We start from the raw sequence: 26,687 nt of genomic DNA on the forward strand, positions 1-26,687 counted from the left end.
CTTTGTTATTTCAGGAGGCACGGTTCATAAAGCAGGAGGAAATAATTTATGATTTTTTCGCTACTAGTTTTAGTCGCTATTTTAACGGTGAGTATTCCGTTGATGATTATTATTGTTAAAACAGTTTGGCACCGAAAGCTTCCTCGTAATTACTATACGCCGTTTGACTATCTTGCTGCACAAACAGAAGAAGAGTTTCATGAAGAGCAAAATGAACGAGAACTAGAAGAAAAAGAAGGAGATGTTGTAAACAGAAAGAGCTAAAGGTCGTTTTCAACTCCTTCTGTTTACAGCCCACTCCTCCACAATTTCCGTAAATTCACTTAGGTGTTCTTCAAATATTCGTTTTCGATGTCCGTTTGCTCCTGATGGATGTGGAAAGCCAAATAAATACGTATGCTGAGAAAGCGAAGATTCACTTGAAAGTTTTCTTAAAACATTTTCAACTGCTTTTCCTAGCGGAACGATTAAGCACGGATTCTTTATTTCGCTCAATTCATGTGGAAATACTTCAAAGGCATAGCGAGAAAGAAGCGCTGATCGTTCGATTGGTGGCTGATGTCCCGTGTAGTTTTTTCCTTTATAAAACACAGGATATTTCAGTACGGACGTTGTATGCAGCAAATCTCTCTGTGAAGCAAATAGCTCAGCGGCACCGTTAATGCCCATGACTTTTGCAATTCCGCATTGATCTAACATGTCTATTAAATTGACTCTCATCGTTCCGCTAAAGCTAGCTGCTTTTTTTGTTTCGTACAGGACTTGTTCAAGCTGATGATGATGAGACAGGCTGGAAACGCATTGTGTAAAAGCAGTTTTCATTTGAAACCAGCCTGGTGTGATGCCGGCAATGATAATATGAGCATCTGGATTTATGTAATCGTTATGAGGCGAGTAGTACATGCTTAATTCCCGTTCTTGAGCGATTAAAAAGTCTTTTTGCAACAGCTGTTCTTTCGTAAAATTCATATTATGCAATTGTTGAATGGCATGCAGACATTGTTGAAAATAAGAATGTTGGCTAATCATAGGCTCTCTCTTTCCTTATCAGTATTTCTCCTTTTATTTTCCCCAACAAACCGTTTTATATCAAATATGAACAAATTCTTACGAAAATTAATGTTTACTAAAAGTTTACTTAAGTTTTAGTTCGGTGTGATAAAAATAAAGTAGTAATAGCGGCTTTTTTGTCATTTTAACGGCGGAACTAACAAAAGAAATGAAGGATTTTAGAGAATATTTTAATAAATTTACTGAAATTTTAAAATTATTTATTGAAAGCGTTTTATTAATGTGCTATTCTTCCAATATAAGAGATAAATATTTAGTAAAAATAGAAGATTATAATAGAGAGGTAAAAAGATGGCAACTTTAAAAGATATAGCGGCGTACGCTAAGGTTTCCAGTTCAACTGTATCCAGAGTACTAAATAATGATCATACGCTTTCTGTATCTGAGGTTACTCGTGAACGTATTCTCCATGCAGCCAAAGAGCTGCAATATACGCCCGTGAAGATACGAAAAGGAACGGCAAACGGAAAGGATATAGAAGCTCCTCGAATAGGTATTATTTTTGCTCAGTCCCTTGAAGAAGAGTTAGTAGACCCTTTTTTCTCTTCTATTCGCCATGGAATAGAGAGTGAATGCTCAGAAAAAGAAATTTTTACAGTAAAGTCATTTAGGCTAAAAGGCATGAAGCAAGAAGAGCTGCTGCAGGATCTTGATGGAGTGATTGTAGTGGGAAGAGTTAGTCCAGAAACGGTTCAAGAAGTGAGCAATCATTTAGATACTATTGTTTTTATTAATCACAAAGCGGATGAGGATTTGTACGATTCGGTCATGATTGATTTTGAGAAAGCTACTAAACACGCATTAAATCATTTATTTGACCTCGGTTATAAAAGAATCGGCTATATCGGAGGGACAGAAAGAGAACATTATATCAATGGAAGTTCTATTATTGAAGATCAGCGTCAAACGGTTTTTGAACGCGTTATGCATGAAAAAGGCCTGCTCGATTCTGAGAAAGTTTATATAGGAGAGTACTCAATGACTGAAGGCTATGAGCTGATGGGACAAGCGATTAAGCAAGGAAATCTTCCTGAGGCATTTTTTATCGCAAGTGATGCAATGGCGATAGGAGCAATGCGTGCCCTGCAGCAATCAAATATAAAGGTTCCTGAAGACGTAGCGATTGTAAGCTTTGATGATGTAGATATCGCAGCATTTGCGAGCACGCCGCTCACAACGGTTAAAGTATATACTGAAGAAATGGGAAGGCAGGCTGTTAAAATGCTAGTAGATCGGTTAAGCGGCAGATCCGTTCCTTTAAAAGTCATGGTGCCGACTAAATTAATTTATCGTGAAAGCTGCGGAGCCTTACTCAAAAAACAGTAGCCTAAAAGTTATAACTTGAAAGGGGGTGATAGAAAAGAAGAATTCATACATAAAGAGTGATAAGGGGGAAGAAAAATAGAAAAAACCATAGAAAAAGCAGGTTAAAAAGCCCTAGAAACTACATACTTATTGGCAGATAAGTATGTAAATGAAAAAACTTTTTCATCTCTAGGACTCTTTGAACCTTTGTAAAAGTATAGGATTAAATTATAAGTGACTTTATTTCGTTGTGCAATGAATTTGTCTATGTATAAATAACTGAATATTCAGTTATTTATGTCTTGATAGAGTATAAGGAGGAAAAAAGATAAATGAAAAAGCTTACGTATCTTTTCGTTCTATTACTAGTCTTTTCTGTTGTGGCAGCGGGCTGCGGAAATAAAGAAGCGGCAACAGGCGGAAATGGGAAAACAACGCTAACGCTTTTTTCTACGATGAGTAATAAAGGGGAGAGAAAAGCGCTTCAAAATGCGATTGCAGAATTTGAAAAACAAAATCCAGATATTAAAATTGATGCGAATTTTCCGGGTAACGGCTATGAAGATATGCTTCGTGTGAAAATGGGTGCAAATGATATGCCGGATTTATTTGATACGCACGGCTGGTCTCAGCTTCGCTACGGGGAATATGTAGCAGATTTAAAAGATATGGATTGGGTTCAGCATTTGGATCCAGCGCTAAATCAAATTTTAAAAGATAAAAGCGGCAAAGTGTATGCATATCCTTTAAATCAAGCAAAAGACGGAATTAGCTATAATGCGACGCTGTTAGAAAAATACGGAATAAAGCCTCCTAACACAATGGATGAATTTATAACAGCATTAGAAACAGTAAAAAAGAAGAGCGAAGGAGAAATAGCGCCTCTATGGATCCCAGGAGGGGAAAATGGCAATATTGCTCAAGTGTTTGATCAGCTGGCTACACCTCAGCTTATTACAGCAAAAAATAAGAACTACGCTAAGCAGTTGGAAAAAGGAACATTTAATTGGTCAAACTACACGCCGCTAGCGGAAACAATGGCAGAAATGAAGAAGAAAGGGCTGCTGAATGAAGATGTATTAACCGCAAAAGTATCTCAAGCAACGGAATTAATGGCTCAAAATAAAATTGCTTTCACATTTGTGGGCGGATCTCTTGGACCGGATGCAACAGAATTAAATCCTGAAGTAAAAGTAGGAACAGTACCGGTGCCTGCTATTCATAAAGGCGGTACGCAAAGCTGGATCGGCGGAGAGCGCTTTACCCTTGCTGCGTGGAAAGATTCTAAGCACCTTAAAGAAGCCAAGAAATTTATTGAATTTGTGTCACAGCCGGAAGTTGCCAAAAAGATTGCCGAAGGAACGTCTTCAGCATCGGCTCTGAAAAACAATAAAACACAAAACTACTACTCTGAATACTACGATAAGTATAGCGATATTAAAGTTGAGCCATACTTCGACCGAAAGTATTTACCGAGCGGTATGTGGGCAGTGATGTCTTCTACAGGTCAAGAATTGCTAGCGGGAAGTTTAACGCCAAAGCAATTATCAAAAGAGATGGAAAAAGAGTACAAGCGTCTCAGTAAACAATAAAATAGTGTGCAAAAGTTCCTTGTTCGCCGAGAAGCAGGGAGATAGGCTTCTGCTTCTTTTCAACACAAGCTGAAATAGGAGTGAACACGATGAATGAATTAGTCCGGAAAGAGCCGGTTTCTGTAGTAAGAGATACGAAAAAACGAAAGAAAAAATTAAAAACAGAGTCCTCTTTATGGTGGATGTATCTTCCCGGCTTAGTAATTATCACCGTTTTTATTATCTATCCTTTTATTAACGGAATTAGACTTTCCTTTACTAATTGGAATGGATTTTCACAAACATATGATTGGATTGGGCTCCAGCAGTATAAACGTTTGCTTGCAGATCCAACGACTTGGCTTGTGATAAAAAATACGCTGCTCTACGGAATAGGCAGTACTATTTTTCAAAATATTATTGGCTTGTTATACGCTTTACTTCTGAATCAAAGCATTAAAATGAAAGCTGTAACAAGAACAATTGTCTACCTTCCGGTTATTATCAGCCCAATTATTATGGGGTATATCTGGTACTTCTTTTTTGCCTACCAAGGAGGCGCTTTAAATGACCTTCTTGTATTTTTAGATTTTGAGAAGATTAATGCTTTGGGAACTCCAGAGCTTAACTCTTGGATTATCGTGTTCGTCAATACGTATCAATTCGTTGGAATTGCGATGATTATTTATTTAGCGGGGCTGCAAAGTATTTCAAAAGATTATTACGAGGCAGCGCAGCTTGACGGAGCATCTGCTCTTCAGCAGTTTAAAAACATCACGCTTCCATTGCTTATGCCTTCGATTACAATTAATGTCGTTTTAAATATTATCGGAGGTTTAAAACTGTTTGACGTAATTGTTGCGCTGACAGGAGGAGGGCCTGGAGATGCATCGCAGTCAATGTCTACTTTTATGTATGACTTATATTTTAGAAGACAGGACGCCGGCTATGCTGCAACTCAAGGTGTGTGCATGGCGCTCATTATCTTAGTCATTAGCTTATCAGCACTTGTGTACTTTAAGCGAAAGGAGACAGAAGCGTGATGGACTATACAAATAAACGGAAAAAGCGATTTTTTACCTTTCTAGCTCTTTGTATAACGCTCGTTCATATTGTCCCTTTTTATATTCTTGTTACGACTTCTTTAAAAGCAACCGGGGATTTTAGTTCCAAATGGGTATTTCCAAAAAGCATAAACCTTGAAAATTTCACAGCGGCTTGGGAGCAAGCGAATTTAGGCAGTTCTTTTATGAATACGTTTATCATTACGTTCGTTTCGGCGGTTCTGCTTATTTTTTTAGGATCAATGGCTGCGTATCCTCTAGCGCGCCGCCAAACGAAACTAAATAAGTACGTCTATTTTATCTTTATCGCCGTGATGGTAATACCGCCTTTAACAGCGTTAGTTCCGCTGTACAAAATGGTTGTGAATATGGGGATGATGAACACGTACCAAATTGCTATTTTAAATAATGTCGCAGCCTTTTTGCCGCTAACGATCTTTTTGTATGCGGGCTTCATTCGCTCCACTATTTCTAAAGAGCTCGAGGAAGCAGCAAGAATTGATGGGGCCGGCACGTTAACGATTTTCTTTAAAATCGTATTTCCACTGCTAAAGCCTGTCACTGCGTCTATTTTAATTATTGCGAGCGTCTATATTTGGAACGACTATCAGTTTGCAATTTTCTTCCTTCAAGATAAGGAAATGCATACATTAACCGTTACGTTAGCAAGCTTTTTTGCCGAAAATCAAAATAATCTTAGCTTAGTAGGAGCAGCTGCGATTATTGCGATGCTTCCAATGACCATTTTATTTTTAGTGCTACAAAAATACTTTATTGCAGGGCTTTCATCAGGATCTGTAAAAGGATAAAACCAATACGAGGAAGGAAGATGACAATGTCTAAAATCACATTTATCGGAGCGGGAAGTACAGTTTTTGCAAAAAATATTTTAGGAGACTGCATGTTTGTGCCTGCTTTAGCTGGCTTTGAATTTGCGCTATACGATATAGATGCTGAGCGTTTAAGAGATTCGGAAAATATGCTAAACAATCTAAAAGAAAACTATAAAGTGAATATTACGGTTAAAGCCTATTTGAACCGCAGAGAAGCTTTAACAGGAGCGAAGTATGTGATTAACGCCATTCAAGTAGGCGGTTACAAACCAAGCACCGTCATTGATTTTGAAATTCCTAAAAAATACGGCTTGCGTCAGACGATTGGAGATACAGTAGGAATTGGAGGAATCTTCAGATCACTGCGCACGATTCCGGTCCTGTTTGATTTTGCAAAAGATATTGAAGAAGTATGTCCAGATGCGCTGTTTTTAAATTACACCAATCCAATGGCAACACTAACGGGTGCAATGCTGCGCTATACCAATGTAAAGACGGTAGGCCTTTGTCACAGTGTTCAAGTATGTACAAAAGATTTATTTGATTCTCTCGGAATGAATCATGAAGGAATACAAGAGAAAATCGCAGGCATCAACCATATGGCATGGCTGCTAGAAGTAAAAAGAGATGGGCAAGACTTATACCCAGAAATCAAGCGTCTGGCAAAAGAAAAACAAAAGACAAAGCATCACGATATGGTGCGTTTTGAGCTAATGGATAGGTTCGGTTATTATATTACCGAATCGTCTGAGCATAACGCAGAGTATCATCCATACTTTATTAAACATAAATATCCAAATCTTGTTGATCAGTTTAACATCCCTCTGGATGAATACCCGCGCCGATGCGAAGAGCAAATTAGCAATTGGGAATCAATGAGAGAAGAAATGGTTAACAACAGTCAGTTAACTCATACACGTTCACATGAGTACGGCTCTAGAATCATTGAAGCAATGGAGACAAACGTGCCGTTTAAATTTGCCGGTAACGTATTAAATACCGGGGGCTTAATTAGTAACCTGCCGACAAAAGCGTGCGTAGAAGTTCCATGTGTTGTAGACCGAAGCGGCATTATGCCGACTTATGTAGGAGACTTACCTGAGCAGCTTGCGGCGTTAAATCGTACGAATATTAATACGCAATTGCTAACAATTGAAGCAGCGGTCACTAGAAAAAGAGAGCGCATCTATCAAGCAGCGATGCTAGATCCTCATACAAATGCGGAATTATCTATGGATGACATCATTCGTATGTGCGATGATTTAATTGAAGCCCACGGCGAGTGGCTGCCTGATTTTACAGGGAAAGTGAACCAATACGTGTAATAAAAGAATCCTCGGCTTTGATCGGCTGAGGATTTTTTTGTGAGTAGTAAAAGAAGGGAATATCATCCAAATGGATATTGACATTTAAAAAACTTCATCATACACTGTAAGAAGCAAGTCATTTTATACTAAGAAAGGAAAGGTACCGTAGACAATGGATAAGTAATCCTATTTTTTTAGACATTCTTTTAAAACTTTATTTTAAATGAACATTTGTCTAGATAGGATTAGTCTGTACATTTTTAGGTGCCATTTCTATATGTCTTATATGAAGTGATTTCTCCCTTTTTTTACTCTATAAAAAGGGTGCATATTTGCGTATGCCTAATTATGACCTCTAATCCTCTCTAGAAATCCTAGGGAGGTTTTTTTATGTTATTGTTAGAAGCTATAAATATTGAAAAAAGCTATGGAGATCGCCTGCTGTTTCAAGTAGAGAAACTTCAAGTACATCGCGGAGAGCGAATTGGAATTGTCGGGAAAAACGGAGAAGGCAAATCGACGTTGCTTCATATTTTAATGAAAAAAATGAGTCCAGATCAAGGGATTGTACAAACATATGGCCGTTCCTCACTGATTCCGCAGCTTGATGTTCAAGCTACAGGAGCTGTTTCTCCTGAGATGAAAAGTCAGTGGAGTGTGCCAACTGAAGCGGACTTTCTTAGCGGGGGAGAAGAAACAAGAAAAAAAATTGCAGCTGCTCTTTCATCAGGCGCAGAACTGCTTGCAGCCGATGAGCCAACGAGCCACTTAGATGTAAAAGGCGTAGAGAAGTTTGAAGAAGAAATGAAGTCTTTTACAGGCAGTCTCCTGCTGATTTCACATGACCGAGAATTATTAAACCGCCTTTGTACGTCTATTTGGGAAGTAGAAGACGGCAAAATTAACTGCTATGAAGGCAATTATCAAGAATATGTGACGCAAAAAAAACACGCAGTTGAAAGACAGCAGTTTGAATATGAACAGTATGTAAAAGAAAAGCAGCGGCTTGAACTGGCGTCTGAAGAAAAAAGCCAAAAATCAAAGTCGCTTAAAAAAGCGCCGAGCCGCATGGGCAACTCTGAAGCGAGACTTCATAAGCGAGCGGTCGGAAAACAAAAAGCGAAGCTAGACAGAAGCGCAAAAGCGATTGAAACAAGAATTGAAAAGCTGGAGAAAAAAGAAAAGCCAAAAGAAATGGAAGAAATTCATTTTGACCTATCGCAGTTTCATCAAGTGCACAGCAAGCAGGTACTAAGCTTTGACAAAGTCTCAGCATCAGCTGGTAATCATATCTTGTTTCAAAACCTAAAAGGCGGTGTGAAGCCGGGAGCGAAAGTAGCGATTGTCGGCAAAAACGGCGCCGGAAAATCTACGCTGCTGAATATGATTGAGCAGCGAGCAGAAGGCATCACGGTTGCGAAGCCTGTAAAACTCGGCTTTTTCCATCAGCGTCTTGAAAATCTAGATCCCGCTAAAAGCATTTTAGAAAACATTAAAGAAGACAGTCCGTACACCGAGCATTTTATTCGTACGGTACTATCGCGCTTACTTTTCAAACGTGAAGACGTGTATAAAAAAGTAGAGATGCTAAGCGGAGGAGAACGAGTCAAAACGGCATTAGCAAAAGTCTTTTTAGGAAATTATAACGTTCTTCTTTTAGATGAACCGACCAACTATCTTGATCTTCATACAAAAGAAGCGCTGCAGGAAGTATTAAAAGCTTATCCAGGGACGATTTTATTTGTGACGCACGACCGCTACTTTGTTAAAAAGCTTGCGACGCATGTTTTGACGTTAAAACAGTCTAAAGCGGAGCTCGCGGCGATTGAAGACACGGGTAAAAGCAAAAAAGCGTCACAGCAGCAAAATGAAGCGGAGAAACTTGCGCTTCAATTAGAATTAACAAAAGTGATTAGCGAGCTTTCTATCACCCCAGAAGGAAAAGACAAGCAGCGTCTTGAAAAAAGATATGAAGAGCTGTTAGAAGAAAGAAAACGATTAAATAGAAAGGAAGGATAACATCACTTCGCCTAACAATGAATACAATGATGTTACTGAACATCAAAAGCATATTGAAGGAAAAATAACGGATATGAATGTAAAAGGAACGCCCAAAAGAATAAAATGGATTGGGTATGGCATCATTATTTTCTTTGTGATTCTTATTTTAACGATGATCATCGGCGTATTTATCAATTAAAACAAAAAGCAGCCGCTTCAATGTTGAAGCGGCTGCTTTTTTATTTGCCTACTTTTGTAACAATGGCATCTCCGTTTTTTCCAACTCGTACAGTAGCAAAACGAGCTTCGCTTTCCACTTTGCTGCCGGTTCCTTCTGGAATAAAGTAATGCTCAATTCCGTACTGAATTCCCCAGTCGTGATAGCTGCCCGTAATGACAACGTCTTTCTTTTTAGAAGTATACGGTTTATTCCAGTCATCATCCGCTTGGTAGATTTTTGCGTATTTATACACACCTTGTTTGTTAGGGCGAAGAACGAGCTTCACTTTTTCTCCGTCTTTCACATGAGGTAAGGTAACGTGCGCAATGTCGTAATTCAGCTCAACATAATCGCCTTGCAGCAGCGAGCGCGGATCGATCGGCTGTAAAGCGAGCTTAATTTCTTTTCCGTTTTGAAGAAGCACTTCGTTTTTAGTGAAAATGCCGCCCAGCATAATAAGCTGAACAAGAATGATGATCCATACAGCGGTTCGGCTGCGGTCAAGAAACGACGGCTGCGGCTGGTCAGGCGTTGACAGGTCCCATTTCCTGCTTAGGAAAAGAAAGATAAGACCTAAAATAACGAGCACAAGTGATTTATTAAATAAATCCCACACAAAGTCGTAATATTTCATCGCTAAAAAAACAAACCAGAAAATCATGCCGACAATAAAATCATATTTTGGCTCTTTTCGTACCGTCACAAATAAAAAGACGGTCGAAATCACAAAAAACACCGTGCAGTAAATGATATTTAAAAAAGACGGTTCGCTTAATTCAGTCAGCGACAGTAAAAAGATAAAAGCAAGAAGCAGCGCTGCTTTTTTAAACGCGTGGTGTACGTTTATCGCGTACATAGCGGCATTTAATAGAAACAAAGCGAGCAGCACATAATCTATTTTGATAGTGTCATAGTAAGCAGTCGGAACCTTTATTAACAGAAGCCCTTGCACTAGCACAAAAAGCAGCAGACGAACGGGCGTATGCTTCGTGAATACTAAAAGCGCTACAAGTGCGATGACGTAGATAAAAAACAGAATGTCGTTCACAAAAAAAGAAGCGCCGCCGCTAATTAATACGCCCATCATTAAAAGCGTATATTTCACGGTTGGAATATCTGCTTTAATCAAATAACATGCCACAATCAGCAAAACGCCAATCACGAGCATTCCGTTTGTTGGGTACGTTCCTGTAATAAGTGTGACAAGTCCTCCTAAAGAGCTGCTGCCGATCACCGATGCAATGGCCGTAATCCCAATCACCGCTATTCGTTTGATTACGCGGAGCGAGGTTTTTTGTGCTGACGTGTTGGCAGTGAGCCATTTGACAAACCATACGCTTGCACCAATAAATAAAATCACGAATCCTAAAGCTAAGAATAGTGACCATTCAGCGTAGTGTTTAGAAATAAAAGAGAAAAACTGTTCAATAACAAATAAAGCAAATGCCACGATGGAAATCCCTAAAAACGACCTTTGCGGCTCCACTTTTGAAAAATAAAAAAAGGAGCTTAGTAAAAACAGCAAATAAAAAATAATAAGACCAATCCGTAAGCTAGAGCTGCCTGTGAAATCCGGCAGGGAAACAGTTAAAAAAATGTAGTGAAACAAACAAAACGCCGCATACATGATCACAGGAGACGAGCGCTGTTTCTTTTTTATGATCCAAAAGATGAGTAAGTTCACAAACGCCATTCCTGCGTAAAGTAAAAGCGTCTCGTGTTCGCCTCGCTGTGAAACTGCGCCTATTGGTGAAATGAAAAAAGCCATGGTGAATTGAAATAAAACAAACGATAACACGTAAAACGGCTGATACTTTGTAAAAAAGCTAAACAAAATAACCGGCACAAGCCAAATTAAAAACAGCCAGTACGATTCAGCGTGCGTGTTGTAAATTTGAGAAAGAAGCGCGATGCTTAATCCAAATGAAAGAGCGCCCGCCAAAAGCGTCCAGTGACTTAAAAACGCCTGCTGAGGAAGCAGCTTTCGCACTACAAACGCACTTCCGTAAAACAGCAGCATCAGCCCCACGCTCAGCGCAATTTTAGTGTAGCGGTCAAAGCCTTGCCAGTTCGATGCAAAGAAATATAAAATGCCGGACAAAACAAGAGCCAACCCCAGTAAATAACCGAGTCTTACGAGCTTTTCTCTCATACTCAACCTCCTCTTTATATTATGTATATACTAGCGCATGTTTAAATATTTGGAAATAGAAAGAATGAAGGCGTTTTAACAAAAAAATTGTGTAAAAAGGCCTTTTAGTGGCGCGGAAATAACAAGTGAAGTAGTCCAAAAATCTTGATAAATCGTCAATGGTAAGATAGTTTTGGTTATTTTATCCTGAAGAGTGGGTATTGAACTAAAAACCTACATTATTCCCAAAAAATATAAGAAAACGTGCCGATGTGCTCTCTTTCTTTATTTGATAAGCTGTAAAAGGGAATTAATGTTAGAAGATCCAAGAGATAGATATAAAGGAAGTGTCATCATATGAATGAGATGTTTGTTGCTCATCTGTATACCCAAGTGAAGCAGGCACATGAAGATATCCAGCAGCTTACGGCTAGTAAAAACACGTTAACGGAAGTCAAAGGCGAGCTTGAACGTGCAAAGGAAAAGGTGAAAGAACCAGAGCTCACTTCCGCCACTTGGTCAGGCAGCCTTGCTGTTGGGTTTGAAGACATCCGTACGGCTATGTTAGACGAATACGATGATTTGCTGACCCGTCAGCTGACGGATGCCCTTACGACAATTGATGCAAAAATTACGGCGCTTCAATCAGATATACAAGGGATGGAACGCGCCATTAAAATGCAAGAAGACGAAGCAAAAGATAAGGTGTGATGCAGTATGGCAGACGAAATTAAAGTAATAGATGGTGAAATTAATAGAACGCTTAGTGACCTAAGCACTGCTGCGCAGCAGTTTCAGCCGCTTTTTCCGTTTCACGTCGGAAGCGGACAAGAACTAGCGGTGCTCGATGAATTAAACCAGCTGAACCAGCAGCTTCAAACGTTAATTGTGGACTATAAGCAAACGCTCCTCGATGATTTGAACGCCACCAAAAAATCCGTGCAGTCCATAAAAGAAGCAGATGAAAAAGCTGCAAACGCCCCTAAATAATGTTCATATTTTATATAAAGCTATCAAAAACAACCTTTCAACCAGCATAGATTTGGCATTCAAATAAAAAGGTTTTATCTAGCGGATGATGCAAGCCTTGTAAAAAGGAGCGTCCGCTTAGGTTTAGAAAAATGACGGGGTTGTTCGTTAACCGTTCGTTGTTTTTCTACATCGGTACAGCTAGGAGGTTACAGATTATTGAAAACACTTGATGTCGATGCTTTTCACGAAAATATTCAAACTATCTTAGACTCTATTAAAAGTCAAAAAGAACAAATTCAGGGCCTGATTTCACAGGTTCAGGCATTTTCAAGCTTAGATGATGGGTTTAAAGGAAAAGGAGGAGAAGCGATTCGGTCTTTTTACGAAACGGGACATGCTTCTTTTTTAACGCTGTATCATTCATTACTCACTTCCTATGAAGCTCGACTAACTCAAATCACACATGCGCTGCGCTCATTTGAGCCGAGCGAAGACGGCTACATTACGCAGCCCTTTCTGCAAGACACTATTCCCGCGCATTTAAATCAAACAAGAAATACAACCGTTTCGCTTGTCGATCAAGCGAATGCAGCGATTCAAAAAGTCAGTCATCTTGCTTCTGTTTCAGCGCTTAACGATCAAGGTTTTTTAACAGAAGTAGAACAAGCAAAAAGCAAAGCGGACAAAACGATGAACGATTTAGTCCGTTTTGACGAACAGCAAACGCAAAGCCTTTCAGTCATTCAAGATCAGCTGACGTCTTTAAACTCGCTGCTTTCTAAAGTGAAAGCTGGGTTTCAAAATGGTTCCATTCAGCCAGGCAATGTAAGTGAGCTGAGTGCGTTGGCGAAAAAAGCGATGACCGATTCAGGAGGCGTCTCGGTTTTTGAAAAAGGCATTCAAACAACCTTGACAAGAAAAGAAAAACAAGAGAAAGTGATAAAGGAAGTAGGTCTTGAAAAGCTGATTCAGCTTCAAGCAATGACGCCTGCTGAACAGTTAAAAGAAATTCACAAGCTTGAAAAAAACTCGCCTTACATAAGAGAAGTGCTAACGCAAATTCAGCAGGATACAGCACCTGCTAACATGAAAAAACTAGCGGAACTGTCACCTGCAGAGCAAGCAGTGGAACTTGAAAAAAGCCCATACCTGCAGGCGCTCAACGATTCTTCAACTGTGGGCATGCTAGCGTCTCAACAGATTCTTCAAAACGCTACGGGCGTTGAGGGAATGCTTATGCAGTCGGTGGTGCGTCAGGGGCAGATTAGAGATGTGACACCTGAAAAAACTGCTGAATCCTTTGACTTTACAGAAATCTGCGAGAACCCTGCGGCTAAAAAAGAAGAAACTGGTATAAAAGCTGTAGTCAAGGACGTAGGAGAAGGTGCTATAACTTTAGCAAAAGGTACAGTTACGGGTACTAAAGGCGTAGCACAAGACGTTTGGGCCGGTATGGGAGAGAGAGCAGATAAACGGTACAACTCCTTGTATGACTTTGGAAACTATATAACGATGGGCGGATTTGATGGCGCTGTTTCCTTCAAAGAAGGCTTAATTGAGCGAGGAGAAAAATCGTTTGATTCACCGTATGACTTTGTCAATCACGCAACGATGGGACTCTTAGATGTAGGGCAGCAGGCACTTAATCCGGACAAACCTCTTTCAAAAGAGCACTGGGAAAACAGCATGTTTCTGTTTGCGAGCGTAATTGGAGGAGCGAAACCCGCAGGAGCCGTAAAATCCGTTCCAAAAGTAACAAACGTTCCGCGTGTACCTGCCCATAAAGCGACCAAAACACTAAGCTATATGCGAAATGTCGTCAGCCCAAAAGCAGCAAGCAATTGGTCGAAGAAGGTATATGAACCTGTTCAGAAGAAGCTTCAACCTTTATTAGATGCTGAGATACCGACTTTACGTCCTCAACCTCAACTGGTAGGGATAGGAGAGGCTTTGCCTGGAAAGACCTTTGGTGAAGCGTTAAATGGATTAACGACGTATAAGATGGGGAATGTTTCGAAAGGTCAGTCCAAAGCATTGGAGAAAGTGAAAGAGCCTGGTGGTAAGAGCAAGAGGGATGTTGAGGAGATCAATGATCAAAGGGCAGTGGTTAAGGGTAGAGGAAATGGTGAAAAAGATGATTACTTTATAGGAACGTTAAAAGGAGAGAAAATTCATTTAAATGGTGTAAAGGTAGAAGAAATCATTTATACTAAAAGACTTCCTGAAGAAACAGCTAAGCTTAGGAAGAAATTTAATAGTTCTATTAGGAAAAATTTCCTTAAAGAATTTGCTAACGACTCTGTAAGAGTTAAATATCTTAGAGAAGCTGGTCTGGGTGAAGGTGATATTGCTAGAATGAAAGATGGACTTAATCCTAAAGGATGGCAAGTGCATCACAATTTACCTTTAGATGATGGTGGTACAAATGCTTTTACTAACTTAGTATTAATAAAGAATGATCCTTATCATAAAGCGGTTACTAATCAACAAAACTCTTTAACAAGAGGTTTGGCACCAAAACAAAGTAAAACTATAGATTGGCCAATGTTTGAGGATGATGTTTATCCCCTAAAACCTTTTAAAAGAAGGGAAGAGTAGATATGCCCGAGTGGAAAGATTTGTTGAGGGAAATAGAAAAGGTTGAAGAAAAATACGGAAGTTCACTTAGAAGTCCAGCATCAGATAGAGATATTATGAAATTAAATCATAATATTCAAGAGAAATTAGGGAGTATGACATTACCCGAATCATATATTGAATTTTTGAAAAATGTAAATGGATTAGATTTTAATGGTTTAGTAATATATGGTGTTGATAAAGCTTTACTAGATAAGGAAGTAGATGAAGACATTTATGGTTTTATTGAAGCAAACGAGCTTTGGTACGAAAATGGTTGGCAAAAGCAATATATATTTTTGGGGGATTCTGATACAGCATGGTACTGTTATGATTTAACAGAGAGTTTATATGTTGAACTCGATAAACCTTCAGGAACTTTAATTCAGTCATTTGAAAATTTTGATTCCCTGTTAGGTGATGCATTTGAAACAGTTCTTTTGTGATGAAATCCTTAGTATGATTTTTTATAGTTCCGTATTATTGATTGAACTTACTGGAGTGAAATCGCATCAGACTTTTACATGATGAATTTATAGAAACAAAAAATGATTTTTAAATTATTCCTTGATTGGCTATAGGCCTTTCAAGGTTTATTTGTTTTTTTATAAGTTTTTTTAAAATTTCTTTGTCATAAAAGTTAGCTGCATCACTTAAATCCCATATATAGTGAAATTAAAATTAAATAAGCATCTATTCATCTATTATAGATATATACGAATGATAAAAAGCCTGAAATTGCAAGAAGTGTATATGAGGAGGAAGCCAAAAAGCAACAAAAGGACGGTCTAGGAACTGTTTCTTTTGCATTAGATATGGTGCCTTTGATTTCCAATGTAAAAGGTGGATAGGAAGTAGGTACGACCCTGTTACTGGCGATGAACTCTCTCATTTTGACCATTCTGTTTCTGGAGCAGGAATTGTCTTTGGCGGCTTTGCGAGGGTGCCAGGGAAAGTGGTGAAATACGGAAGCGAAGGAGCAGAATACGTACTTCGTGTAAACAAAGCAGAAAAGACCGTAACCAAGCATAAGGTTAAAGATGTTTCCAAGGGTGAGTCAGAAGCTGTGGAGAAAGTGGAAAGGCCTGGTGGTAATGCGGGTGTTGAAGGGGGACATGATCAGGCGGCTGTTTCTAAGGGTACGGTTAAATTTGTCAACAATGCTGATGATGTTGTATTCAAACAAAGTTCAATAGATAAAGCTTTCAGTAAACACAGAAATGATTTTGGAAGTTATCCTGATGGTAGCAAATCTAGTGTGGAATTATTCAAAAACGATGTTTCAGAGCTGATTGATACTGGAGTTCAAAAACAAGGTAAATATAGAAACGTTGAAGGAACGCATATTTACAACGAAACTACTAAACAATGGACTTGTATTAACTTAGATGGAACTATGAATACAGTTTTCAAATTAAGTGATTCACAATACAAATATTTAATTGAGAAAGGAGTTGTAAAATAGTGAGGTTAGTTAATACCCTTCTCTCAGAACATGAATTAAAGAAAGAAGATATTGAAGTGATTTGCAATATATTTAAGAAACAATATGATAAAAATATAGAAGTAAATAGCTATAAATATGATGATCGTAAATATTATGAAACTGATTTTGATATAATTGACATAGAATTTCTAAAGGGAAATATATACATAGAAATTGATAAGTTGATTAAGATTCATGAAAAGGTTATTCAATTAGTTAACCAAAATATGGAAATAATTGTAGCTAATGATGAAACAGATACGGAAATCCAAGTATTTGAAAAAAATTGTAACGATATATCAGGATTTGGATTGTTTATTACTTCAAGAAAAATTCGAGAACTTGAACCCTATTATACTTCTGATATTTGCAACGCATATTTGAATTTTGAAAATGTTAGTTTTGGTGTAATGTTTGAATAGTGTTAATTAGGAAGAGACGGTTCTTCCACTTTAGGATGGATGAATGATTTGCTGAAATTTTCATAAAAGAAAAAATTATGAAATTCATGCTGGGAAATGAGATTTTACGAACATAGACAAGAAAAATATTTATGTTAACATTTCTTATTACTACCTTGATTGGCTAAACGCCTTTCAAGGTTTTTTTATAAAGTTGGATTCGATAAAAAGGTATCCAAAGAAGAATAGATGTAGTGATCAAGAAGTAATGAGAGTAGCTAACTAGGAGTAAGCCTGGATTTAACTAACCTTGACAAGAAAAGAAAAACAAGTGAACGTAATAAATGAAGTAGGTCTTGAACAAATGATTTAGCGCACAAGCAGCAAGCAATTGGTCGAAGAAGGTGTATGAACCTGTTCAGAAGCAGCTTCAATCTTTACTAGATGCTGAGATACCGACTTTACGTCCTCAACCTCAACTGGTAGGGATAGGAAAGGCTTTACCTGGAAAGACCTTTGGTGAAGCGTTAAATGGGTTAACGACGTATAAGATTGGACGTGTTTCAAAAGGGCAGTCGAATGCGTTGGAGAAAGTGGAAAAGCCAGGTGGTAAGGGTAGGGGTAATCCTGAAAAATCAGATGGGAATTTTAAAGAATATAGAAATGCTAGTCTAAATGAAATAAAAAAACAGTTAGGTATACCAAGGACACAACACCCTATAAGTCAAAAGATGGTTCCTTTAACTGATGGAGCAGGAAATAGAATATTAAATGAGATGAAACAGCCTGTAATGACAAGAGAATTGACATACGAAATAAATGGTCAAACAGTAATAATACAGGATCATTCAGCAGGTCATAAGTTTGGAGAAGGGGGGATTGGTGATCAGCCATCTCATTACAATGTAAGGCCTCCAGAGAATACAAGAACTGGTAAAGTAGAAGGAATGGAGGATCATTATTATTTTAATAAAAGAAATAAAAAATAGGTTATATATTTCATGTAGATATGTATTGTATTTATATCAGAGATATAGTCTTGATTAATTATAAAGCGTGTAAGAGATAGACAACGTATTAATAGAAATAGAGGAGTGTATATATGATTAACTCGAGTAGGATAATGAACCCTCAAGCAGTTACAGGCATTTTTGGTAGGATGCCAATATTTAACAATTCTGAATTATTGAGTGTTCAAATAAAAAGAGATGGTCCGACATTATTTATTCAATTATCTACTAAAGAGATTGTAAAAAATAAGCCTAAACGGTGGGGGGAATGGGACATAGTATATATTGAAATGTCATTTTTGGGTGTGAAAGAATTGGAAATCAATTCATTTGGAACTATTAATGAAATTGAGGAATTCGAAATTGAAGATATTGGGGAAGGGGGATCTATAAAAATTCAATGTACTAATAGAATGTCTATTACGTGTTTATTTGACTGGGCAAGGATTGAACAAATAAATCCTGGTTTAATAGGTACACCATAAGAATTTATTAAAAAAGGCATAAGTATAAGAACAAAAAAACTTTGTATTTGCATTCAGAGCGCACGATAGATAGAATAATTTATTTAGATGAATATGGACAATGCCAAGGTTGTTTCTGGTGCCACAGAGGATTATTTGAATGGAAATTATTTCACCAGGAGAAAAAACAAAGCGGTATTGCAATGTTTGATATACTAAAAGAAGGCGATTTTAAGTTTGAATTTAGCGGTTTTGGTAAAAATCGTGGTATTTGGACGTTTACACGAGAGAATATTCAACCAAGCTCAATAAGAACCAAAACAAGTCACGTGCTAAGCGTGGCTTATTTTGGTGGAAGCTAATAATAACCACGACGCATGAACGATTTAACTAAACAACTTTGAAATAAGAGAAGCATGTAAGGTGCTACTCTTTATCAATAACTATGTCCTATGTAAAAGTCAACATACATGTTAGGTTTTATAACATAAATTTCTGAATAATCATTTACTTATTCACTTATTTCATGGTATGTTATATGACATAGATATTGTAACTTGCAATATGAGCTGAAAATTAGCCATTGCAATATATACTTATTTTTCTAAATATGCACCTGGACGAGCCGGTGCTCTATACATATATATACGTCTACGTATAACTAGTCAAAAAGAATGAAGGCATTTCTAATTATAGTGCTGTTTGTTCTTTCAAATGAGTATAGTTATAGTAGGTGAAATTTTCAAGACAGTTATTTTGGTTTTTAAGCTGAATTTTTGGAATAGTTTGTTATTTTATTAATCAATGCTTTGCCACTTAGAAGTAGGTATAAAAGTTTACTAATAAAAGAAAATGCAGACGGAATTTAATAAGTTTTTTGGAATTTGTGGGCGATTTTCTCACTTTTTTATCATTTTTGAATAGTTTATAATCATCAGACAATTATACTGTGATATAGTTATAAGTGAGACAGAAAAAGGTGTGTTCTTAGGTCGCACCTGAATTTTTTTACTACGTAAGCAGGAGCGCCTACATCTTTTTACAAATATAGGGGATGAGGAAGGTTATAATGAGCAACGTACAGAAAAAAACAGACGTTATCTTAATTGGTGCCGGAGTCATGAGCGCAACTTTGGGATCATTACTCAAAGAGTTAGCACCTGAATGGGACATTAAAGTATTTGAAAAACTCGCAGACGCAGGGGAAGAAAGCTCGAACGAATGGAATAATGCAGGGACGGGCCATTCTGCGCTGTGCGAACTAAACTATACATCAGAAAAAGCTGATGGATCTATAGATATAACAAAAGCGATCCGAATTAACGAGCAGTTTCAGCTGTCAAGACAGTTTTGGTCTTATCTGGTAAGCAGCAAGTTGATTCGCAATCCGCAAGATTTTATCATGCCAATTCCGCATATGAGTTTGGTACAAGGGGAAAAAAATGTATCGTTTCTGAAAAAGCGTTTTGAAGCGCTGTCAAACAATCCGTTGTTTCAAGGAATGGAGTATTCCGACAGTCCTGACAAACTAAAAGAATGGATTCCGCTAATCATGAAGGGGCGCACGTCAAATGAACCGATTGCCGCAACTAAAATTGATTCGGGAACAGACGTAAACTTCGGTGCTTTAACACGCATGTTGTTTGACCATCTGAAGAATAAAGGGGTTCACGTTCATTACAAACGAAGTGTAAAAGATATTAAACGTAAAAGTGACGGTATGTGGGAAGTAAAAGTCGCAGATGTAGACAGCGGCAAAGTTGAGTACCACACGGCAAAGTTTATCTTTATCGGAGGCGGAGGCGGAAGCTTGCCTTTACTTCAAAAAACAGGTATTCCTGAATCCAAGCATATTGGAGGCTTCCCGGTAAGCGGATTATTTATGGTATGCAATAACCCTGAAGTCATTGCGCAGCATCACGGGAAAGTATATGGAAAAGCCAAAGTCGGAGCTCCGCCAATGTCAGTTCCGCATCTTGATACACGCTATATCGATAACAAAAAGACGCTGTTGTTTGGCCCGTTTGCCGGATTTTCACCAAAGTTCTTAAAAACAGGTTCAAACTTGGATTTAATCAGTTCTGTAAAACCGAATAATATTTTAACCATGCTAGCAGCAGGCGTCAAAGAAATGGCGTTAACGAAATACCTGATTCAGCAAGTGCTGTTATCAAATGAAAAACGTGTGGAAGAACTGCGTGAGTTTATCCCGAACGCTAAAAGCGAAGACTGGGATATCGTTGTAGCAGGCCAGCGTGTTCAGGTAATCAAAGACACGGAAGCCGGAGGAAAAGGAACGCTTCAGTTTGGTACAGAAGTTGTAAGTGCGGCTGATGGTTCTGTTGCTGCACTTCTTGGCGCTTCGCCTGGTGCATCAACGGCGGTTCACGTTATGCTTGAAGTATTGGAAAAATGCTTCCCAGAAAACATGAACAAGTGGGAGCCAAAAATAAAAGAAATGATTCCTTCCTATGGCATGTCATTAGTTGATCATCCAGACTTCTTTAACGAAATTCATGCGTCCACTTCACAGACGCTTGGTTTAATTAAAAAAGAGTCTGTTTATAGCTAAAGATTTTACGCCGTAACAAACAGCACATGCGTATGTGAAGAAATCTACAGGCGTGCACAAACACCACCTTTTCTTGAGGTGGTGTTTTAATGCTCTTTATTTATGTAGAGTTTGATTTAAGAGTGGTATTGATTGCTTCCAGGCTGAAGTTTCAAATGCTTCCACGCTACAATTGCATCATCGCGGCTTTTTCCTTTGTTTTTCGGATCGTTAAAAAAATCGCGAATAAAGCGGTTGTACTCAAACTGAGGCGCAATTTCTTTTTGATAAGAAGGCTGCTTTTTTCGTTCTTCTTCTTCATGCCACGCTTTTACCACATCTCGATAGGTTTTCCCTACATTTTCTTTAAGGTAGTTTTGAATATACGTGGAAAAATGAAACGTAGGATGAATGGCTTCTTTAAAAAAAGCCCGTACTTCTTGACTGCAGCGGTGGTTTTCCCCAATGACGGTATCTAATGTTAGCGGCGCTTGTGTTTTAGAGGACGAGCGTCTTTTAGAAGGTGCTCCTGAGTGTTGAGTGTCACCGGTTGTTAAAAACACTTCAATTCTTTTTGAAAGTTCCATGTTAGATCCAGACGGGCTCATGTTGTTTTCACGGCAAAATTTCTGCAGCTCGGTTTTGAGCCAGTAAAAATCCGTGAAGTCATTGATAGATAAATTTTTTGTAAGTTCGGGTCTCATTGTTTTCACCTCCATATATTTACAAAGTAATCATAGAACGTTTGTTCTTGGTGGTCAATTGTTTTAGAGAATTATGAAGGGATGTCTTTATATTTCTTCCTATTTTATAAAGAAGAAAAAGCATCTAGGCAAGAGATCTCTTGCAAATTCCAAAATCAAACAATTACAATAAGAAAAAGGAGTTGATTGCATGACGCTACATAAAAAAGTCCTTTCTACGATTCTAGGAGGAGCTGTTGGAGACGCTTTAGGCGTTCCAGTTGAGTTTAAAAAACGCGATACATTTCGGATCACAACTATGACAGGCTACGGTACATACAACCAGCCTAAAGGAACGTGGTCAGATGATACATCTCTGACGATGTGCTTGATTGATAATCTACTAGACAAACAAGATGAATATGATTTGATGCAAAAGTTTGCGAGCTATTGGGCGAATGGCTACTGGACGCCGTACGGAGAAATGTTTGATATTGGCATTGCCACAAGCGAAGCGATTCGCCGCTATAAAAGCGGGCTTCCTAAAGAAGAGTGGGGAGGAAGTGCTGAATACGACAACGGAAACGGAGCGCTTATGCGTATTGCTCCGCTTGCGTTTACACTACGTCAGGAACCTAGCTTTATAAAAAGAAAAGAAGAAATAGAAAGAATTGCTCACGTCACGCACCGCCATGTGCGCTCTACGCTTGGCTGCATTATATACGTGGAGCTGCTTATTTGTCTTCTTGACGGCGACCAGCCTTTTGAAGCATATGAAAAAGCGGTAAATCTTTGTCAAAAGCAGTTAACAGGTACGGAGTATGAAGCAGAGTTCACTGCGTATGAACGAGTGTTAAACCTAAGCTTGCCGCACGCAGCGAGAAATGAAATCGGGTCAACTGGATACGTCGTCAGCTCGCTAGAAGCATCTCTTTGGTCTTTTCTGCAAAGCGATGACTACAAAGAAGCTGTATTTACCGCTGTGAATTTAGGAGAAGACACAGACACAATAGGCTTTATTGCAGGTACTATGGCAGGAGCATATTATCAGCTGGATGGTATTCCTGAAGAGTGGGTTTGTCAGCTTGCTAAAAAAGAAGAGTTGATAGGAGCTTGTAAGAAATTTGCAGATGCGTGTATATGAAAAAGACAATAAACAGAAGCTGTATTTCATGAAAAAGTCAGGTAAGGAGTGTTTTTTTGAAAAAGATTTTTCTTATAGCTAGTATCTTGATTATCGTATTTGTTGGAGTATATACATTTGTAAAAATGAGTGCATCGTTGGAGGCTAAAGCCGCTGGCTGTGCCAAGAACAAAAAAGTTCAGCTGATTTCTATAGGTAATAAGGGCTCTCTAGGAGATATTCAAATAGAACAAATCCGTATCAACGGAAACAAAACGTCCGAATATGCAAAAATACAAGTAAGCAATGATAAAAAAGAGTTCCTTCTTGGAGACTTTACTAGCGAAGAAACAAAAGGCTATACGTTTAAGAGCTTGCAAAGTGTGAAGCTGCAGCCGCATACAGGCCCTGACGAACAGCTAGAAAGATCGCACAAAGGAAAAGAAAGTGATCAGATATATGCGCTTTCTCTTGCAGATAATATAAGTATACAAAAAGTAACCATCTCATACCGCCACCTAGGAATCTCACATCAGGAGACAATTTCTACTGGGTTATAATAAGGGCCGATAAGCAGCTTACCTAGATGGGTGAGCTGCTTATCTTTTTTTAAGAATCTACCACAATTCAATTTGATTTACAATTCCTTCCCCTCAGAATTTAAAGAATATTCACACAATATTTTTCCTTTGGTAACGGAAAAATATTACGTTTAATTGAAAGCGTTTTCAATATATAGTGAAGGTAACAAGAAAACACCTTAGCAAGATACTTATCTCATTTATGGATGTTAATCAATCACTGATCAAGGGGGAATTGGAAATGAATATTTTACTATGCTGCGCAGCAGGGATGTCTACAAGTTTGTTAGTGACTAAAATGGAAAAAAGCGCAAAAGAAAAAGAGACAACGTGCAAAATCTGGGCAGTACCAGGAGACTCGGTTAGAAATCATATTGATGATGCAGATATTTTACTTTTAGGTCCGCAAGTGCGCTACTTGCTTCCTCAAATGAAAAAGTTAGGAGAGGAAAAAGGAATTCCAGTAGAGGTTATTAATCCGGTTCATTACGGAATGTGTAACGGAGAAGAAGTGCTAAAATCTGCTGAGCAGTTAGTTTCGAAATAGGAGGGAATCAATTGAGCAAAATGAATCGTGTACTTGAAACATATATTATGCCGCTTGCTGGCAAAGCTGCTCAGCAGCGTCATCTTCAAGCATTACGAGACGGTATGGTCCTGACGATGCCCCTTATTATTATCGGTTCACTTTTCTTAATTTTAGCCAATTTGCCTTTTCAAGCCTACACAGATTTTTTAACAGAACATCCTAAGCTAAAAGCAAGCATTTTATACCCGTACCGAGGAACGTTTGAAATTATGGCTTTAGTAGCTACGTTCGGGATTGCCTATCGCTTAGCAGAATCGTATAAAGTGGATGCACTTGCTTCAGGTGCAGTGTCTTTAGCTGCTTTCTTTGTCGGGACACCTTTTGTTTCGTATACGATTGGAGAAAACGCAGATGGAACGGCTATGGTCGAAACAGCTTACCAAACGGCGATGTTCACGAGTAAAGGTCTTTTTGTGGGGATGGTCATAGCTGTTATCGCAACAGAAGTTTACCGGAAGATTATTCAAAAAAATATTGTGATTAAGCTTCCAGAAACCGTTCCACCAGCTGTCGCTCGTTCATTTTCAGCGTTAATACCAGGGTTTGGCGCTGTAATGGTTATATGGATGCTACGTTTGCTTGTAGAAAACGTCGGAGACTTCGGGAATTTACATAATGTCGTGACGGTTTTACTGCAACAGCCTTTAACTCATATTGGTACAAGCTTAGTCGGTACGATTCTGATTTTTATCTTAATTACTCTTATGTGGAGTACGGGGCTACACGGTGCGACGATTGTTGGTTCTGTCATGACGCCTGTATGGCTTACGCTAACAACGGAAAACGCAACCGCTCTTGCTTCTGGTGAGCCAGTGAAGCATATTGTAACGAATGAATTTAACGATATTGTGTTTGTAGGAGGGTCCAGCACTACGCTTTCTCTTGTGCTGGCGATGGTGCTGTTTGCGAAAAGCCAGCAAATGAAGCAGCTAGGAAGATTAAGCATCGGACCGGGCTTCTTTAATATTAACGAACCTGTTATTTTTGGAATGCCTATCGTATTAAATCCGATTATGATTATTCCGTTTATTTTAGCGCCGCTTCTATCGGTTATCATTACGTATGTATCGATGGATATCGGCCTCGTTGCAAAGCCAATAGGAATTGTCACGCCGTTTACAATGCCGCCGGTGATTAGCGGCTACTTAATTACAGGAAGCATATCAGGGGCTGTTCTGCAGCTTGTGCTAATGGTGGTATCGTTTGGCGTCTATTTTCCATTCTTTAAAATGTGGGACAAACAAAAACTTATAGAAGAAACCGGAGCTTCTATAGATTGTTCACCGGTAAAAGAAGAACAGCAAAGTGTTGGATAACGTATTTTAAAATCATTCATTATAGCGGAGGGATTGAAATGACAAAAGGAATTAAAATTGTAACCATTGGCGGAGGTTCAAGCTACACGCCGGAGCTTGTCGAAGGATTTATTAAGCGCTATGACGAGCTGCCTGTACGAGAGCTTTGGCTAGTAGATGTAGAAGAAGGAAAAGAAAAGCTAGAGATTGTTGGGAATCTGGCAAAACGAATGGTTGAAAAAGCAGGAGTGCCAATTGATATTCATCTTACGCTGGATCGAAGAAAAGCGTTAAAAGATGCCGACTTTGTCACTACACAATTTCGCGTAGGATTGTTAGACGCAAGAATGAAAGATGAACGAATTCCGTTAAAATACGGCGTGATTGGGCAAGAAACAAATGGACCGGGCGGATTATTCAAAGGGCTGCGCACAATTCCTGTGATTTTAAGTATTGTGAAAGATATAGAAGAACTATGTCCAAATGCGTGGCTTGTAAACTTTACGAATCCAGCTGGTATGGTGACAGAAGCCATTTTACGCTATAGCAATCATAAAAAAGTAGTGGGCTTATGCAACGTGCCAATCGGTATTCGCATGGGGATTGCTAAAGCACTAGAAGTAGACGAAAGCCGCGTACAGGTTAGCTTTGCCGGGTTAAATCATATGGTCTTTGGATTAGATGTCTTTTTAGACGGAGTGAGCGTGAAAGATCAAGTGATTGACGCCATGGCAGACCCGACGAATGCGATGTCTATGCGAAATATCAAAGGAGTTTCATGGGATCCTGACTTTATTAAAGGCCTAGGAGTTATTCCATGCGGCTATCACCGCTATTATTATAAAACAAACGAAATGCTGCAAGAAGAACAAAATGCAGCTGAGCTCGAAGGCACACGAGCTGAAGTAGTGCGCGCGTTAGAAAAAGACTTATTTGAGCTCTATAAAGATCCTAATCTTGCAATTAAACCCCCTCAGCTTCAAAAGCGAGGAGGGGCGTACTACAGCGATGCAGCCTGCAGCTTAATTTCATCTATCTATAATGATAAAGGCGATATTCAGCCTGTAAATACCATTAACAATGGGGCAATTGCCAGCATTCCGAATGATTCTGCTGTTGAAGTGAGCTGTGTGATTACAAAAGAAGGGCCAAAGCCAATTGCAGTCGGTGATTTACCTGTAGCTGTTCGAGGACTTGTGCAGCAAATCAAATCTTTTGAACGAGTGGCGGCCGAAGCAGCCGTTACGGGAGATTACAATACCGCGCTTGTTGCAATGACAATCAATCCGTTAGTCCCATCTGATACTATTGCCAAGCAGCTCTTGGACGAAATGCTAGACGCGCATAAATCTCATTTACCGCATTTTTTTAACTCGGTGAAAGTCTAATACGTATAGTGAAAAAACCTTTGAC

25 protein-coding genes and 1 pseudogene are annotated in these 26,687 nt (G+C 38.8%); 23 read left to right on the top strand and 3 right to left on the bottom strand.

What is annotated here, in order from left to right:
• Positions 1-48: 48 nt before the first annotated feature.
• Positions 49-264, top strand: coding sequence for a DUF3951 domain-containing protein (locus AC0KUU_RS06440; protein ID WP_043983097.1), 216 nt, complete (start codon positions 49-51; stop codon positions 262-264).
• Positions 265-273: 9 nt separating this feature from the next.
• Here AC0KUU_RS06440 and AC0KUU_RS06445 read toward each other — a convergent pair whose 3' ends face one another.
• On the bottom strand, positions 274-1,029 hold the full coding sequence (locus AC0KUU_RS06445; RefSeq protein WP_237075025.1) for a hypothetical protein: 756 nt from the start codon (positions 1,027-1,029) through the stop codon (positions 274-276).
• A 333-nt stretch (positions 1,030-1,362) separates the two neighbouring features.
• On the opposite strand from AC0KUU_RS06445, the gene AC0KUU_RS06450 reads away from it, so the two are divergent.
• The 6 genes from AC0KUU_RS06450 to abc-f all read left to right on the top strand — a co-directional run bounded on the left by AC0KUU_RS06450 (position 1,363) and on the right by abc-f (position 9,170).
• Complete coding sequence (locus tag AC0KUU_RS06450; protein ID WP_043983093.1) at positions 1,363-2,397, top strand: LacI family DNA-binding transcriptional regulator; 1,035 nt, start codon at positions 1,363-1,365, stop codon at positions 2,395-2,397.
• A 311-nt stretch (positions 2,398-2,708) separates the two neighbouring features.
• Positions 2,709-3,968: an ABC transporter substrate-binding protein gene (locus AC0KUU_RS06455; RefSeq protein ID WP_162214416.1), complete on the top strand. Its 1,260-nt coding sequence runs from the start codon at positions 2,709-2,711 to the stop codon at positions 3,966-3,968.
• A gap of 89 nt (positions 3,969-4,057) precedes the next feature.
• Complete coding sequence (locus AC0KUU_RS06460; RefSeq protein ID WP_322552139.1) at positions 4,058-4,990, top strand: carbohydrate ABC transporter permease; 933 nt, start codon at positions 4,058-4,060, stop codon at positions 4,988-4,990.
• Positions 4,990-5,820 carry a carbohydrate ABC transporter permease gene (locus AC0KUU_RS06465; protein WP_043983089.1) on the top strand — a complete coding sequence of 277 codons (831 nt, stop codon included), beginning with the start codon at positions 4,990-4,992 and terminating at the stop codon, positions 5,818-5,820. Before AC0KUU_RS06460 ends, AC0KUU_RS06465 begins: the two co-directional genes overlap by 1 nt.
• Before the next feature lie 26 nt (positions 5,821-5,846).
• On the top strand, positions 5,847-7,169 hold the full coding sequence (gene melA / locus AC0KUU_RS06470) for an alpha-glucosidase/alpha-galactosidase (protein WP_322552138.1): 1,323 nt from the start codon (positions 5,847-5,849) through the stop codon (positions 7,167-7,169).
• Positions 7,170-7,541: 372 nt separating this feature from the next.
• A complete protein-coding gene (abc-f, locus tag AC0KUU_RS06475) occupies positions 7,542-9,170 on the top strand; it encodes a ribosomal protection-like ABC-F family protein (RefSeq protein WP_322552137.1) in 1,629 nt (542 codons plus the stop codon).
• 221 nt (positions 9,171-9,391) lie between these two features.
• Here abc-f and AC0KUU_RS06480 read toward each other — a convergent pair whose 3' ends face one another.
• Positions 9,392-11,524 carry a GDYXXLXY domain-containing protein gene (locus AC0KUU_RS06480; protein ID WP_043983085.1) on the bottom strand — a complete coding sequence of 711 codons (2,133 nt, stop codon included), beginning with the start codon at positions 11,522-11,524 and terminating at the stop codon, positions 9,392-9,394.
• Positions 11,525-11,860: 336 nt separating this feature from the next.
• Between AC0KUU_RS06480 and AC0KUU_RS06485 the strand changes: the two genes are divergently transcribed.
• The 11 genes and pseudogenes from AC0KUU_RS06485 to AC0KUU_RS06535 all read left to right on the top strand — a co-directional run bounded on the left by AC0KUU_RS06485 (position 11,861) and on the right by AC0KUU_RS06535 (position 21,024).
• A complete protein-coding gene (locus tag AC0KUU_RS06485) occupies positions 11,861-12,214 on the top strand; it encodes a YwqH-like family protein (protein ID WP_043983084.1) in 354 nt (117 codons plus the stop codon).
• Positions 12,215-12,220: 6 nt separating this feature from the next.
• Complete coding sequence (locus AC0KUU_RS06490; RefSeq protein ID WP_043983083.1) at positions 12,221-12,493, top strand: YwqI/YxiC family protein; 273 nt, start codon at positions 12,221-12,223, stop codon at positions 12,491-12,493.
• Between the two features lie 198 nt (positions 12,494-12,691).
• Positions 12,692-15,073 (top strand): T7SS effector LXG polymorphic toxin, encoded by a 2,382-nt coding sequence (locus tag AC0KUU_RS06495; RefSeq protein ID WP_080781711.1) that lies wholly within the window; start codon positions 12,692-12,694, stop codon positions 15,071-15,073.
• A gap of 2 nt (positions 15,074-15,075) precedes the next feature.
• Complete coding sequence (locus AC0KUU_RS06500) at positions 15,076-15,537, top strand: YrhA family protein (protein ID WP_043983082.1); 462 nt, start codon at positions 15,076-15,078, stop codon at positions 15,535-15,537.
• A gap of 401 nt (positions 15,538-15,938) precedes the next feature.
• Positions 15,939-16,040, top strand: a pseudogene (locus tag AC0KUU_RS06505) (pre-toxin TG domain-containing protein); the annotation flags it as partial.
• 6 nt (positions 16,041-16,046) lie between these two features.
• Complete coding sequence (locus tag AC0KUU_RS06510; protein WP_043983079.1) at positions 16,047-16,556, top strand: colicin D domain-containing protein; 510 nt, start codon at positions 16,047-16,049, stop codon at positions 16,554-16,556.
• Positions 16,556-16,999: a hypothetical protein gene (locus AC0KUU_RS06515; protein WP_043983077.1), complete on the top strand. Its 444-nt coding sequence runs from the start codon at positions 16,556-16,558 to the stop codon at positions 16,997-16,999. Before AC0KUU_RS06510 ends, AC0KUU_RS06515 begins: the two co-directional genes overlap by 1 nt.
• A gap of 383 nt (positions 17,000-17,382) precedes the next feature.
• Entirely contained in the window at positions 17,383-17,967 is a 585-nt protein-coding gene (locus tag AC0KUU_RS06520; RefSeq protein ID WP_322552136.1) for an HNH/endonuclease VII fold putative polymorphic toxin, read from the top strand.
• A gap of 113 nt (positions 17,968-18,080) precedes the next feature.
• Positions 18,081-18,473, top strand: coding sequence for an immunity 50 family protein (locus AC0KUU_RS06525; RefSeq protein WP_322552135.1), 393 nt, complete (start codon positions 18,081-18,083; stop codon positions 18,471-18,473).
• 182 nt (positions 18,474-18,655) lie between these two features.
• Entirely contained in the window at positions 18,656-18,814 is a 159-nt protein-coding gene (locus tag AC0KUU_RS06530; protein WP_155726330.1) for a hypothetical protein, read from the top strand.
• A 707-nt stretch (positions 18,815-19,521) separates the two neighbouring features.
• Entirely contained in the window at positions 19,522-21,024 is a 1,503-nt protein-coding gene (locus AC0KUU_RS06535) for a malate:quinone oxidoreductase (protein ID WP_013083523.1), read from the top strand.
• A gap of 116 nt (positions 21,025-21,140) precedes the next feature.
• Here AC0KUU_RS06535 and AC0KUU_RS06540 read toward each other — a convergent pair whose 3' ends face one another.
• Positions 21,141-21,707, bottom strand: a complete 567-nt coding sequence (locus tag AC0KUU_RS06540; protein WP_043983073.1) for a DUF6434 domain-containing protein — start codon at positions 21,705-21,707, stop codon at positions 21,141-21,143.
• Positions 21,708-21,897: 190 nt separating this feature from the next.
• On the opposite strand from AC0KUU_RS06540, the gene AC0KUU_RS06545 reads away from it, so the two are divergent.
• From AC0KUU_RS06545 to AC0KUU_RS06565, 5 genes are all read left to right on the top strand, one after another.
• Positions 21,898-22,830, top strand: coding sequence for an ADP-ribosylglycohydrolase family protein (locus AC0KUU_RS06545; protein WP_280559813.1), 933 nt, complete (start codon positions 21,898-21,900; stop codon positions 22,828-22,830).
• A gap of 56 nt (positions 22,831-22,886) precedes the next feature.
• Entirely contained in the window at positions 22,887-23,369 is a 483-nt protein-coding gene (locus AC0KUU_RS06550) for a hypothetical protein (protein WP_043983069.1), read from the top strand.
• Between the two features lie 262 nt (positions 23,370-23,631).
• A complete protein-coding gene (locus AC0KUU_RS06555) occupies positions 23,632-23,937 on the top strand; it encodes a PTS sugar transporter subunit IIB (RefSeq protein ID WP_043983066.1) in 306 nt (101 codons plus the stop codon).
• Positions 23,938-23,948: 11 nt separating this feature from the next.
• Entirely contained in the window at positions 23,949-25,295 is a 1,347-nt protein-coding gene (gene celB / locus AC0KUU_RS06560) for a PTS cellobiose transporter subunit IIC (RefSeq protein WP_322552134.1), read from the top strand.
• A gap of 38 nt (positions 25,296-25,333) precedes the next feature.
• Complete coding sequence (locus AC0KUU_RS06565; protein WP_473451746.1) at positions 25,334-26,662, top strand: 6-phospho-beta-glucosidase; 1,329 nt, start codon at positions 25,334-25,336, stop codon at positions 26,660-26,662.
• Positions 26,663-26,687: the final 25 nt, after the last annotated feature.

Source organism: Priestia sp. ST2 (assembly GCF_055810735.1).

Coding starts and splice junctions, on each gene's coding strand:
- AC0KUU_RS06440 (WP_043983097.1), top strand. CDS start 49: ATGATTTTTTCGCTACTAGTTTTAGTCGCTATTTTAACGGTGAGTATT.
- AC0KUU_RS06445 (WP_237075025.1), bottom strand. CDS start 1,029: ATGATTAGCCAACATTCTTATTTTCAACAATGTCTGCATGCCATTCAA.
- AC0KUU_RS06450 (WP_043983093.1), top strand. CDS start 1,363: ATGGCAACTTTAAAAGATATAGCGGCGTACGCTAAGGTTTCCAGTTCA.
- AC0KUU_RS06455 (WP_162214416.1), top strand. CDS start 2,709: ATGAAAAAGCTTACGTATCTTTTCGTTCTATTACTAGTCTTTTCTGTT.
- AC0KUU_RS06460 (WP_322552139.1), top strand. CDS start 4,058: ATGAATGAATTAGTCCGGAAAGAGCCGGTTTCTGTAGTAAGAGATACG.
- AC0KUU_RS06465 (WP_043983089.1), top strand. CDS start 4,990: ATGGACTATACAAATAAACGGAAAAAGCGATTTTTTACCTTTCTAGCT.
- melA (WP_322552138.1), top strand. CDS start 5,847: ATGTCTAAAATCACATTTATCGGAGCGGGAAGTACAGTTTTTGCAAAA.
- abc-f (WP_322552137.1), top strand. CDS start 7,542: ATGTTATTGTTAGAAGCTATAAATATTGAAAAAAGCTATGGAGATCGC.
- AC0KUU_RS06480 (WP_043983085.1), bottom strand. CDS start 11,524: ATGAGAGAAAAGCTCGTAAGACTCGGTTATTTACTGGGGTTGGCTCTT.
- AC0KUU_RS06485 (WP_043983084.1), top strand. CDS start 11,861: ATGAATGAGATGTTTGTTGCTCATCTGTATACCCAAGTGAAGCAGGCA.
- AC0KUU_RS06490 (WP_043983083.1), top strand. CDS start 12,221: ATGGCAGACGAAATTAAAGTAATAGATGGTGAAATTAATAGAACGCTT.
- AC0KUU_RS06500 (WP_043983082.1), top strand. CDS start 15,076: ATGCCCGAGTGGAAAGATTTGTTGAGGGAAATAGAAAAGGTTGAAGAA.
- AC0KUU_RS06525 (WP_322552135.1), top strand. CDS start 18,081: ATGATTAACTCGAGTAGGATAATGAACCCTCAAGCAGTTACAGGCATT.
- AC0KUU_RS06530 (WP_155726330.1), top strand. CDS start 18,656: ATGTTTGATATACTAAAAGAAGGCGATTTTAAGTTTGAATTTAGCGGT.
- AC0KUU_RS06535 (WP_013083523.1), top strand. CDS start 19,522: ATGAGCAACGTACAGAAAAAAACAGACGTTATCTTAATTGGTGCCGGA.
- AC0KUU_RS06540 (WP_043983073.1), bottom strand. CDS start 21,707: ATGAGACCCGAACTTACAAAAAATTTATCTATCAATGACTTCACGGAT.
- AC0KUU_RS06545 (WP_280559813.1), top strand. CDS start 21,898: ATGACGCTACATAAAAAAGTCCTTTCTACGATTCTAGGAGGAGCTGTT.
- AC0KUU_RS06555 (WP_043983066.1), top strand. CDS start 23,632: ATGAATATTTTACTATGCTGCGCAGCAGGGATGTCTACAAGTTTGTTA.
- AC0KUU_RS06565 (WP_473451746.1), top strand. CDS start 25,334: ATGACAAAAGGAATTAAAATTGTAACCATTGGCGGAGGTTCAAGCTAC.